The organism is Paraburkholderia sp. FW306-2-2C-D06C, from assembly GCF_058781505.1.
Genome location: NZ_JBYSWU010000072.1, coordinates 23,412 through 34,517 on the forward strand (window position 1 = coordinate 23,412; position 11,106 = coordinate 34,517).

General features: G+C 59.7%; 8 protein-coding genes and 1 pseudogene. 3 read left to right on the plus strand and 6 right to left on the minus strand.

Annotation, left to right across the window (positions count from 1 at the left end; translation table 11 throughout):
• Window positions 1-87: 87 nt before the first annotated feature.
• The 3 genes from AC3WLT_RS34170 to AC3WLT_RS34180 all read left to right on the plus strand — a co-directional run bounded on the left by AC3WLT_RS34170 (window position 88) and on the right by AC3WLT_RS34180 (window position 3,958).
• Window positions 88-1,986 (plus strand): potassium transporter Kup, encoded by a 1,899-nt coding sequence (locus AC3WLT_RS34170; protein ID WP_492596027.1) that lies wholly within the window; start codon window positions 88-90, stop codon window positions 1,984-1,986.
• Window positions 1,987-2,112: 126 nt separating this feature from the next.
• A complete protein-coding gene (locus AC3WLT_RS34175; protein WP_492596028.1) occupies window positions 2,113-2,421 on the plus strand; it encodes an acylphosphatase in 309 nt (102 codons plus the stop codon).
• A 301-nt stretch (window positions 2,422-2,722) separates the two neighbouring features.
• Window positions 2,723-3,958 carry an EAL and HDOD domain-containing protein gene (locus tag AC3WLT_RS34180; protein WP_492596029.1) on the plus strand — a complete coding sequence of 412 codons (1,236 nt, stop codon included), beginning with the start codon at window positions 2,723-2,725 and terminating at the stop codon, window positions 3,956-3,958.
• Between the two features lie 210 nt (window positions 3,959-4,168).
• Here AC3WLT_RS34180 and AC3WLT_RS34185 read toward each other — a convergent pair whose 3' ends face one another.
• The 6 genes and pseudogenes from AC3WLT_RS34185 to AC3WLT_RS34210 form a co-directional block, all read right to left on the minus strand.
• Window positions 4,169-4,873 carry an OmpA family protein gene (locus AC3WLT_RS34185; RefSeq protein ID WP_492596030.1) on the minus strand — a complete coding sequence of 235 codons (705 nt, stop codon included), beginning with the start codon at window positions 4,871-4,873 and terminating at the stop codon, window positions 4,169-4,171.
• A gap of 71 nt (window positions 4,874-4,944) precedes the next feature.
• Window positions 4,945-5,709, minus strand: a complete 765-nt coding sequence (locus AC3WLT_RS34190; RefSeq protein ID WP_492596031.1) for a flagellar motor protein — start codon at window positions 5,707-5,709, stop codon at window positions 4,945-4,947.
• 71 nt (window positions 5,710-5,780) lie between these two features.
• A complete protein-coding gene (locus AC3WLT_RS34195) occupies window positions 5,781-7,025 on the minus strand; it encodes a Crp/Fnr family transcriptional regulator (protein WP_492596032.1) in 1,245 nt (414 codons plus the stop codon).
• A gap of 303 nt (window positions 7,026-7,328) precedes the next feature.
• The gene (locus tag AC3WLT_RS34200) at window positions 7,329-8,663 is read right to left on the minus strand and encodes an NHL repeat-containing protein (protein WP_492596033.1); all 1,335 of its coding nucleotides are present in this window, start codon (window positions 8,661-8,663) and stop codon (window positions 7,329-7,331) included.
• Between the two features lie 298 nt (window positions 8,664-8,961).
• Window positions 8,962-9,045: pseudogene (locus tag AC3WLT_RS34205) on the minus strand (acyl-CoA thioesterase); the annotation flags it as partial.
• Window positions 9,046-9,118: 73 nt separating this feature from the next.
• On the minus strand, window positions 9,119-10,522 hold the full coding sequence (locus AC3WLT_RS34210; protein WP_492596034.1) for a GGDEF domain-containing protein: 1,404 nt from the start codon (window positions 10,520-10,522) through the stop codon (window positions 9,119-9,121).
• Window positions 10,523-11,106 lie beyond the last annotated feature (584 nt).

Consider the following 11,106-nt stretch of genomic DNA (forward strand, 5'->3'; position numbering starts at 1 on the left):
TCCTGCTTGTGCAGGGCTCCCAGTCCTATCAGACGCGGACAAGGTAAGAAACGACGTTCATTTATTTCATTTTACTTACGACACCCTATGTCCTCATCTGCGACCAGTACCGTTACTCCGACCGTTAACGCCGCGCCCAGTCTCGTCCTTGGCGCCATCGGCGTAGTTTTTGGAGACATCGGAACGAGCCCGCTGTACACATTGCGCGAATGTTTAAAAGCCGCAGGCGGCATCAGTCAGACCAATGTGTTTGGCATCGTATCGCTGATTCTCTGGTCAATACTCGTTGTGGTCACGCTGAAGTACGTCAGCTTCGTCATGCGCGCGGACAACGATGGTGAAGGGGGGATCCTCGCACTCACGGCGCTGGCTTCCCGCGTCGCGCCCGTGCGACTGCGCCAGGTACTGCTCACACTCGGCGTGTTTGGCGCCGCAATGTTTTATGGCGACTCAATGATTACGCCCGCCATTTCCGTCATTTCAGCGGTGGAAGGCGTGACGCTGGTGGACCCCCATCTGACGACCTGGATAGTACCCATCTCGCTTGTCATCCTCACTGGCCTGTTCAAGCTTCAGAAGCGTGGCACCGGTACGGTCGGGAAAGTGTTTGGGCCCGTGATGATTGTGTGGTTCGTCACCCTGGCTGTGCTGGGTATATCCCATATCGCCGACAACCCGGGCATTGCGCGAGCTGCATCGCCGCTTTACGCGGTGAGCTTCGTTGCGCATGCTCCCGGCACCGCGTTTGTGGTCCTGGGGTCAGTGTTTCTTGCCCTGACAGGAGGCGAAGCGCTATACGCGGACATGGGCCACTTCGGCAAGAAGCCGATTCGCCTTGCCTGGCTGCTCCTCGTGCTACCCAGCCTGGTCCTCAATTACTTTGGCCAGGCCGCGCTCGTTCTGACGAATCCCGCGGCGGTGGCGCAACCTTTCTTCGAGTCGGCTCCCAGCTGGGCGCTCGTGCCTCTGGTCCTGCTGGCCACTGCAGCAACCATCATCGCGTCCCAGGCCGTGATTTCCGGCGCATTCTCGATGACAAAGCAGGCAGTCCAACTCGGCCTGTTGCCCCGCATTCCCGTCGTCCACACGTCGACGCACGAGGTGGGTCAGGTCTACGTGCCGTTCATCAACGTGTCGCTCTACGCCGCGGTCGTGTTTCTCGTCGTGTTCTTCAAGTCTTCCGATAACCTGGCAGCAGCCTATGGCATTGCAGTCGCGTCGACCATGCTGCTGACCACCCTGCTGATGTATTTCATTACCCACTGTCTGTGGAACTGGAAGCCGGTCGCGACACTGGCTGTCATTGGCCCTTTGGCGCTTATCGATGTAGTGTTCGTGTCGAGCAATGTCAGCAAGGTCCTCGACGGCGGATGGTTTCCGTTGCTGGCGGGCGGGGCGTTGTTCACCGTGATGACGACCTGGCATCGGGGACGCGAGGTGGTAGTCGAACGAATGAGAAGTGAGAACATACCGCTGCCGGAACTCATCCATTCGCTGTGTGACGGCTCATATCCGCCGCCTCGCGTTGAAGGCACGGCGGTATTTCCCGGCGGTGTGGCCGGTATGACGCCGACCGCATTCATGCACAATCTCAAGCACAACCGGGTGATGCATCGAATCAACATCTTCCTGGCTGGCACGACAGACAACGTGCCCCATGTACCAGACAACGAGAAGGCTGTGGTGGAAAACCTGGGCCACGGATGCTACTCAGTCACGGTCCGTCATGGCTTCATGGAGATTCCCAACGTCCCGGCGATTCTTCATCTTGTCGAGAAACGGATACCTGACTGGCAATACGAGCCAGCGGACACGTCGTTCTTTCTGGCACGCGACACAGTCCTCGCGACAGGAGAAAGCAAAGCCATGTCGCTATGGCGCGAGAAGCTCTTCGCTTTTATGGGGCGAAACGCGGCGCAGGCGGCCGAGTACTACAGTCTGCCGGCGAACCGTGTCGTCGAACTGGGCGGGCAGATAAATTTGTAGTCTTGCGTTCGGCAACTGGGCGGTAACCCAGCTGCCTCGGTTGGACCACGCTTGAGCGGCCCAGGCACAGGCGAGCCGCTTCATTTAAGCGCCTTCGCAGGTGCATCAACATGATGGAGTATGCGCATGGAATTCGGCGATAAGGACGAGCCGCTCGAAACCCGGCTGGTACAGGTGCGTGGCGAGGTGCAGGGTATCGGCTATCGGGAGGCGTGCGTACGCCGCGCCAGAGCGCTGGGCGTAACCGGCTGGGTTCGCAACCGGATGGATGGTTCGGTAGAGGCGATGCTGCAGGGCTCTCCGGAGCAGTTGGCGACCATGTGTGCCTGGCTCAGCGAGGGTATGTCCGCAGCGCTGGTCGACGAGATCGAAGTAACCGAGGTGCAGCCGCCGTTTGCCCGCTTTGACAACTTTGAGCGTCTACCCACCCAGTGAGTGGTAGCAGGCAGCGACAGTTGGAGGACTCGCTTTACCGCCGTCACGGCACCCGCCGCGTATTTTCTGTTTCCCGGGTGGCCATAGCGATGTCCCGCGGACATTACCAGGAACGGGAACAAGCGTCGTAAGAGCGGTTTCCTTGCCGGCTATTACATAGCCTTTCTGGTCAGCGGGTTACCATACTAACTTTGCAAATGGGCCGACCAGATTCGGGCGCCAGTCCTCTCGCGCAGGCCGACGAAGGATGGCAGAAACGCGTCGACGCATCTACTGTAGAACTTTCCAGCCGGAGCCAGTTGTGATCAGCGTACCAGTCGAGGCCGTAGCGCCGGGTGACACGGCTGTGTTTGTGGCGCGTCAACCGATCATGGATCGGGCTGGTCGCGTTGTCGCGTACGAACTTCTGTTCAGGGATGGGCCTATCGGGGTGGGCCGGATCGACGACCTGCGCTGTACGACAGCGGTGGTGGAGCGCGCAGTGGGCTCGATCGGTCTCGAGCGACTTGTCGGGAACAAGGCCGCCTTTCTTAACTGCCCACACGATTTTCTGTTCTCGAACTACCCCGATGTGCTGCCGGCGTCACGTTTCGTTCTGGAGATACTGGAGTCGGTCGAACCGAGTTCGGTCCTCTCGCGGCGATGCAGCGAGTTACGAGGCGCGGGCTTCCAGCTGGCGCTGGACGATGTCCGGACCATGACCGACGACATCCGGTGGTTTCTTCCGTCCGTCGACATCGTCAAGATCGACTGGCCGTTCGTGGAGCGTGCCGAACTGCCGGAGCTGGTCAGCCAGCTCAAACGTGCGGGAAAGGTCGTGCTCGCCGAGAAGGTTGAGCATGCGGAGGATGCGGAACTTGCCCGGCAGCTCGGTTGTGATCTGCTGCAGGGCTATTATTTCGCGAAGCCGCAAATTCTTTCCGGCAAGCGCTCGATGCCCCCGGTGAAGGCCATCCTTCATGTGTTCGACCTGGTCGGCAGCGATGCCCCCCTGGATAGTATTGCCCGGGCGTTGAAAGAGACGCCAATGCTGGTAGCTCAACTGTTGCGGCTGGCAAACAGCAGCGAACAGCCTAACGGTAAAGCGGAGCGCATTTCATCGCTGAAGCAGGCCCTCTCGATAGCCGGCAGCCGCAGGCTTCTGCATTGGTGCGGACTTCTGCTTTACGCGAACCGGGACGGGCTTCCGGTCGAGGAGGATCCGCTCGCCTTGCTCGCACAGCGACGGGCACATTTCATGGAAGAGGCGATCGACGCGATGGCGGACGGACCGCGTTCGCTGGTGGCCACGGCCTATCTTACGGGCATGCTGTCGCTACTACATGTCGCGTGTCACATGGAGCTCCGCGCCTTTGTCGATGAGTTACCCGTTTCTGATTCCATCCGCGAGGCCATCCTGAACGGCGGCGGCGTACTCGGCGAGCTGCTGTCGATTGCTGCGCTGCTTGAACGGGGCGATGCGGGCGCGGCGACTGTGAGGCTTCAACGGCTGGTGGCCTCTCCCGCAGAGTTTCAGAAGATCATCGAGTGTTATTGACATGATTCTCGCGGGTTCGGACGCGCAGGAAAGCAAGAAAGAACCAGGGCGCACTGAGCCGCTCGGGTGGAGGATCGAACCCACGACGCTAAAGCTCGCGATCTACCCGCCAGTCTGAGCGCTAACGTCGTCTCAAACGACACGAGGTCTGAGCCGGCCGTCCATCCAGCACATTTCAACTCGCGAACGTCTGCTATCGAGCGAGGCGACTCAATATTCCACGAGGATGGTAACGCGGCGATTCGCGGCTCGCGCTGCCGGAGCGTCTCCGATAATCAAGGGGAAGTTATCAGCCCGACCGATCGCGGCCATTCTGTGGGCTTCGATCCCTTTGTCGGCAAAGAATCGAACCACGGCGCCTGCCCGTGCGGACGACAGTTCCCAGTTGGATTCGTATTTCACCGTTGATATCGGCAGACTGTCCGTGTGGCCTTCTACGAGGATGTTGTTTTTTGAGTGGTCGCGCAGCACCACGGCGACCTGGTTCAACACGTCGAAAGATTCCGGCAACAAACGCGCATCACCCGAGTTGAACAAAACTTTCGCGTTGATTGCGATTTCAACGCCCTGTGAGGCATTCGAAATCGTAATCTGCTGTTTCTCTTGAAGCGGCTCTAACAAAGAAAGAAGCTGCCTCCTTGCGACATCTGGCGCTCCGGGCGCAGCAACAGCAGCGTTAGCGTTGCCGGCACCCGTCACCTCCTTCACCGCGTGACGCTCGAGAGTCTTTATTTCAAGCTCTCTATTTTTCGCCAACTGCAGTGCATAAAGCGCAAGGAACAACACCATAAGCGTGGTGATGAGGTCGGCATAGGAAATCAGCCAGCGCCCGGACTGTTCCTCCTCGGCATCGTCGCCTTTCTGATAGTCGGCTTTGTCTGACGCAAGGCGCTTATTACCCAAGGAGGTATTCATACACGAAACGTCTGTTTCCAAATTGCGTTTGAATGGGCGTCCAGCAACATTCGCCAACTGAGCGAAACCGGCTATCCCAGCAACTCAGCCGATCTTTCGCGGACGTCGCCCGCCAGCCGGGTTTCGATCGTGTGGGGCGATTCCTTGCGGGATATCGCGAGCAAGCCGTCGAGGTATAAACGCCTGAAGCGCAACTCGCTATCTACCTGCGCCCTTATCTTTCCGTACAACGGCAGAAAGACCAGGTTCGCCAACGCGAGGCCGTAAAGCGTTGCCACAAAAGCGACGGCGATACCTTGCCCGAGCTGCGCGGGCTCGAGCATATGACCCGTGACCTGAATGAGGCCGAGCACAGCCCCGAGGATCCCGAACGTCGGCGCGTAGCCACCTGCCTGCTGCCATATCCGTGCCGCCGCCATGTGATTGCGCTCATACGCATCCAGTTCTCTTTGCAAGGCGTCTTCGAGCACGGCGGTCGATACGCCGTTTGCCAGAAGCTCCAATCCTCTTTTGGCGAAAGGATTGATTCCGCCGGCCTCTATCGACTCGAACGCCAGCATGCCGTTCAGTTTCGCCTGATCGCCCCATTCGAGCAGGACGGACAAGCTTTCCCGGTCGACCTGCCGCGCTTTCACAAAAGCCAGGCGCAGTTGCTTGACGCCGTCATAAAACCTTGCCCAGGTATTCTGGATCATCACCGCGCCGAGGGTCCCTCCCAGGACGATGACAAATGCCTCCAGCTGAAAAAGGGAGGTGAAGCGCCCACCCTCGAGCGAGAATCCGGCAACGATGGCCGTCACGCCGAACAACGCGCCAAATAGCGTCAAAAGATCCATACATCCTCTCGAACGGCCGCCCCAGCCATTGGACCCGAAGCGAACACAGCCTGCTGTCCGTGCACCAGGTGTCAGGCATCCAGCCTGGAGAGCGGCGCTGTATTGGCCGCCGGAGATTTGATCGCTCGCACGATCTCGAGGAAGCGCTGCTCGATCTCGGCAATCTCGATCGGATCGACCTTGATGTCACGCCGCATGACCCACGAAACTTCCTTTTTTCTAGCCTCGGTCATCACCGAAAGCAGGCGTTCGGCAACAGGCTGATCCGTCAGGGCGGAGAGCAGTTTCGCGAGGTCGTAGGTGTCGAAAGCGCTCACGGCTTCGAACAAGGCTCGCTGGTCGACAAACTCCAGATCGTCCAGCGATTTCAGGTCGCCCGGACCACGGGAATTTCGCCGGGAAAAATACGTGACGCCCTTTTCCTCGACGTAATTCAATACCTTGGTCTTGCGAAACGCGAAGATATCTTCTGCAATTTCCGCATGGGACAGCTTGTTGAGAATCAGCTTCTTCTCGACGCCGATCAGGGCTTCCAGGTCAGCCAGTTCGATCAGTTCCAGTTCACTGCCGATCGAGATGTCGAGATCGTGGTCCGCCGCCTGCTGAGCCCGCTCCGTGATCCGTACAGGATCGAACGTAACAAGCTGTCGGCTCGTTGCGCCGTCGTGCGCCGAATATCGCGCCGAGGTGTTGCTCAGGCGCTCGGAGCCGCCCGGTTCGAGCGTAACGAGGTTGAGTTTCTCCATCCGCTTGAGTATGGCCATCACATGCGGACGGGAATGGCCGGCAATCGCATGGCACTTCTTGATGACTTCGGGCAAGGGCACCGAGAACTCTTCTCCTTGAGCGCGGCGCATGCGTCCATCCAGTCTGTCCGCGTTCTCATTACCTGCCATCAGAGCCAGAACGTGAGCATACGAGAGAACCCCAGGCAGGAAATCCGCATGCGTATAGGTGGCAAGGACATCGTCCTTCTTCTTCACCCGCCGAATCATGGTGCGCACGATATGGCGAAGCAGCGGCGATACGCGCTCAAGCTCCTCTTCCACCACGTTTGCTGCGATGACGGTCAATTGACAGAAGCTCAGTGCTTTCGCGGTGTGCGCTCGCGGTTCGGCCGGCAACAAAGCCGCTTCGCCGAAAAACTCGCCCTTTCCTAGCGTGGCAAGAATGACCTTTTTTTCGTCGCACTGAGTGGAGATTTCGACTTTGCCGTCAGCGATGACGTAGATGACGGCGTCGCCCGCGAAGCCTTCGGAATAGATGACTTCGCCCGGAGCCGCTGTCCGCGACCATGGCGATCGTTGGTGGTTCAAGATTCATTCCCCCGAAGAGCTATTTCCTCGTTCAGCCCGCTCCTTCCCGAGGCGCGAGCATGCCCGATGGTCCCGATTTGTTTGACTGTATAACGACATGCAAGACGCAAATCTTTAGCACGCGAGAATCATCAGACATGGTGACGTCATGCAGACTGACTGACGCAAACGTTTGGCGCGAGGGAAGGGGGCGCCAATGCCGTGGGGTCGCTCGCGTACGCGAAGCAACATGGTGCCGGCCGGTTCGTGGTGGTCGGCACGTTGCTGGCGTACGCGTCAAACGCGCAGTCGTTCCGTTGCGCATTATTGGTCAGCCTTCTCGAAAGGCAGCTTCCAGACGGTCACGGTATTTGTGTTGTCGTCGACCGCGGCAAAACGCACGAACTCTTGCCGCGGCTGCGTGAACGCCAGTCCAAATGCACCATCTGGAGCCGGGTCGATGGAAAGCTGAGCGACGAAGCGGCCTTGCGGCGTGAATTCGACGATTTCGCTCGGCTGATTCGGATCGCTGTTGATCGCATCGCCGTTCGCGACGAACAGATGGCCGTTCGGTCCGAGGGTTAGCGCGATCGGGCCGTGGAGATGAGCATTGTCCGCATAGATCAGCACCCCTTTGCCACCGTCGTGCTGCGAATTGCCTGCGCCGAATACCGCGAAGATCGCGTTATCGACGGTGGACGCGACATAGAGTACGTCGCGCTGCGGATCGTAGGCGAGTCCGGTCGGGCCTACGACCAGTGCCGCGGGATCGCTGCGAAACGGGTAGCCAGAGGCGATCTGGGTGGCGCGGTTGAGGTGGACGCCGTTGTCGTCGACGCTCACATCGAGGCGCACAATCGTCCCGTTGAGCACGTTCGACACGAAGACCTTCGCCTGGTCACCCCGATCGAAGATCGTCAGATCCCAGGGCCCGTCGATCTTCGCCGTCGCAGGCGTCCATTGCGCGACGATGCCGCCGGTTCGATTCAGCACCAGCAGCACGCCGGACTTGATCGTCTTGAAGGTGCCATCCGTGGTCGGCACGCTGCCAACCAGCACGAAGCCGCCCTTGAGCACACCGAGCGCGGTGCTCAGGCCGAGACCGGGGGCACCCCCAAAGAACGTGACCGGCTTGTCGTTCGGCACAATCTTGACGATTGTCGTGCCGGTGCCCTGCAGGTTCTGCGCGTTGTTGAAATTCGACACCAGCAGGTCGCCTGCGGCGATCGTGCCGAAACTGGGGAATCCGTCGGGCACGAAGGCGGCGCCGTACGGATTGAGGTCACCGTTGGCAGGCACCGTCGACGAGGTAACGAACGACGGCGGGAGCAGCGGCGTGAGCTCGCCGGCAAGGGCGGGGCCCGCTGGGGACAGGGCGAGACTGGCGCTGTACAGCGTGGCCAGCAGCAGGTATCTCAGCGTGCGGCCTTTTGAACGGGCAACGCGGGGGCAGGGTTGCCGGTCGATTGTCGGATTGAAGCCGTGTATGACGGGGTTCATGACTGGGCTCTCCAAGAAAGCCGCGGGGCGGGCGCGTTGTTGTCGCTGCACGCAATGCGTGCCGGCCGCCGCTAGCGAACTTCGCCCGTGCCCACGCGACGGGCACCAGCACCGCCGTCCTGCGACTCGAACGGAACGCGCGTCGCGCAGCGTCGGCAACGGTGGGGCGAATCCTGCAAACCGGGCAAACACACACCCCTTGTCGGCGGGTGCGTGGCAAGCGAGGCGTGCTTCATTTCATGCGCAACGGAACTGGATCGTCCGATGGCACACGCGGATGCAGATGAGTAAACGGCGGGCAGGGACAAATATTCCGTCGTGGAGAGACCCTCGGTGCAGCGATGGGTTGAACTGAACCGTCCTCCGCTTTGAATGACCGCGACAATGCGCATCAGAGGGACGCACCTGGCGTACGTGGCGGTGCCATTGTCAGTCCTGGTTGTTTCGCTGGCCCATGGTGTGCGCGTTTGGTCACAAACATGCCGTCCGATCCCAGCAAGTCGTTGTGTATGCACTCGTGAAACCACCGTTCGCGGCAAACGAAAAACTGCGCTGATTGCGAGCATGGCCGCCGTCGATTGCAAGCTGCTGCAACCATGGATAGTTAGACGCTTCTATCCGGCCACCACGCGATTGCGGCCGTTGTGCTTGGCCCGGTATAGCCGCTCATCGGCGACTCGTAAGAGGGTGTCGATCGTGTCGCCGTCGCGGCCGAATTCGGAGATGCCAACACTGACGGTAACGGCGACGGCCCGCCCGGTTACGGTATAAAGCTCCTCGCTAGCCACGGCGCCCCGGACGCGCTCCGCGATCGAACGGGCCACGTCTAGCGCGGCTTTGGGCAGCAGCACCATAAACTCTTCGCCACCGACCCGCGCCACGCCGTCATAGGGGCGAATGGCGTCGAGGCATTTCTGCACGAATCGCTGCAACACCTCGTCACCCACCTGATGGCCGTAGTTGTCGTTGATCAATTTGAAGTGGTCGAGATCCAGCGCCAGCAGCGAGAACGGCGCACCGCCTCGCTTGGCACGTGCGATTTCCGCCTCCACTTGTTGAATAAACTCGCGCCGGTTCGCGGCACCCGTCAGGGGATCGGTCGCGGCGAGGTGCTCGAGCTTGTGATTGGTGCGTTGGAGCTCCTGCAGCGCGCTTTCTGTGCGTGCCATCGCCTCGGCGAGGCGAGCCATCAGTTCTTCCTGACTGTAGATCGCCGAAAAGGACTGCGTCGTGCGAAACGCCTGAACGACGCCATAACTCAGCAGGAAAAAACCGGAGGCGAAGATCGCGTGCGCCAGCCACCACATGTGATTCCAAGGCTTGCCGAGAATGAACGCGAGAGACGCGAGCGCGAAGGAGGTGATCGAGATGCCGTAGATCACCATCAGCGGCGAGCGAATGCGACGGAGCATCAGCGTCATGACGTTCAGCGTCGAGAAGATGAGCGCCCCGCCTTCCATCGACAATCGCACTGAAAGGCTGCCCGCGATCGGCGAGTTCGCGATGAGTCCAACGACCAGGTCGATCAGGACGAACACGGCGATCGCGGTCAGCCACGGGCGCGGCTTCGAGCGCCGCTCGACCGCGTGCGGCGCGCGGCGATACGAGAGAAGCCCGACCAACAGCAGCACCGACATCACCAGACGCGATGCCGGTCCGTAGAGCAGGAACAGCCAGATATTGTGGTGAGCCATGCCGGTGAACGCGCCGTGCAGCGCATAGACCAGCACAAAGCCTAGAAAGCCCAACGTCAGCCACCGCAACAGCGGTTCACCCGACGACAGATAACAACGCCAGGTCACATAGGTGACAAACAGCCCCTCGAGCGTCGCCGCCGCGATCGCGATTTCGTGGAACGCGTGGTTTTCGAACTTCAGACTCGGGTCTTGAAAGAAAGCCAGATAAGCAATCAGGTAGGCGGGAATAAGTGCAAAACCAATGACCAACAAAGCCGAGTAGACCTTGGTCACGGTCTCGATGATGCGGGGCGGCCCTTCGATTGAGGTAATCGTGCTCATGTGCCCGTCTCCGACAATATTGCTGTGGTTTTTCGCATCGCCGAGCGATTGACGCGTGAATCGGCCGACTCGGACGCGGGACCGTGCCGTCGTGCAGAGCCGGGCATACCGCGCAGCGGACTACCTTCAGGCAATTGGAAGTATAAGCGTCAGGTTTCATCTGACAAGGGTGTCCAAACGGACTGCGATTCGCGTCGGCGACACATCGGTCGTGCAATCGACTCTTGATATTCCGTGCAGTTGCCTTCTGCAATCGCGAGCAGCCTCTTCGCAGCATCCAGGCTAGTCGTCGCGCTGTCCCGCACAAGCCGCAAGCCCGACGCGCATCGGCATTGACGTGCACGCGACGCCAACCGGGCGGGCCGGAAACGGCCGTCATGTCATCTGAAATTGACTTGGGCAGACCTGTTGCTCCAAAACAAACAGTCACCGAGAGATATGTTTGTCATGGCAGGACATCTTTTTCCTCCCGCCCTTCGAAAGCGTCGAAACGGCCCACGCGAGATTTTTTATTTGTCTTTGTTTTCATGTGGTTGGGTGAATTTTCTCGGCTCGCGATTCGAGATTGGCACACCCTATGCGTT